Annotated in this window: 1 protein-coding gene; it reads right to left on the bottom strand. The window is 33.0% G+C overall.

Annotated features, from left to right (window positions below; genetic code table 11):
• Positions 1-8: 8 nt before the first annotated feature.
• Positions 9-566, bottom strand: coding sequence for a sigma-70 family RNA polymerase sigma factor (locus tag JM172_RS24510; RefSeq protein WP_214484987.1), 558 nt, complete (start codon positions 564-566; stop codon positions 9-11).
• Between the last annotated feature and the right edge of the window lie 329 nt (positions 567-895).

Here is an 895-nt window from a genome sequence, read left to right as displayed (position 1 = left end):
TTTCATACTCATACTAATAGCTCCTTTAACTTGGTATCTGTGGCTAATATTTTCTTACCTCGATACAACCGATTATCGACTGCAGCTTTAGATAGACCTAGATTATCAGCAATTTCACTATTTGAGAGCTCCAAATAATATTTCATTATAAAAATATCACGGTCAATTTCTTTTAATTGACTAATCGCTAATAACATTGCGTTTCTTTCTTCTCGTTTCAAGACTGATACGTCTGTTTGTAAAGCACTTGCTTTCTGTTCGATAGGGGCATCCACTTGTTCATGAGCAATTCGTTTTTCAGCCTGACGATATCGATCGATTGCTTTGTACTTAGTAATTATGCCAATCCATTTTTTAAAGTCGTGTGCATCACCCTGAAACTGATAAGCATTTTGCCATACAGTTAGAAAAACATCATTGATACATTCTTCAACATCTGGTCTCATGTATAAAATTTTTGTGGCAATCGTTTTCACTAGTGGCATATAAGCACCAATGATATACTCGAGTGCATCTTCTTTTTGTTTTTTTAATCTAGTGATAAAGTTTGTAGATGAACTTTTCATTTATAATTCTCCTTATTTGATTGAAAAAGCTTTTTCATAATGTACAACGAACTGTTTAAGAATTTATTCTCAAAAAACTTGTTGTTTATAGTCCAAAAATGAAAAAGACACTAACCTTAATTACAGATTAGCGTCATTTGTGTAATATAACTATACAGTTTTTTAAGTTTATAGGTAGATTCTTTTCTCTTTTTCAATGATTATTCTAACGGTAATTTGGAGGATTCACTTCCTCTATCTGAATGAGACCATCATATTGCTCGCTAGGGATAAATGTTTCCTCATTTGCCCCCCAAAGCTGACTTGTTGCTTCAGCATTCCACCAATAC

Origin of the sequence: Bacillus sp. SM2101, from assembly GCF_018588585.1 — a bacterium.
Taxonomy (GTDB): Bacteria; Bacillota; Bacilli; order Bacillales; family SM2101; genus Nanhaiella; species Nanhaiella sioensis.
This window is presented reverse-complemented; position numbering and strand designations above follow the sequence as displayed.

Bases quoted from the DNA above. Each gene is read 5' to 3' on its own strand.
- JM172_RS24510 (WP_214484987.1), bottom strand. From the start codon at position 566: ATGAAAAGTTCATCTACAAACTTTATCACTAGATTAAAAAAACAAAAA.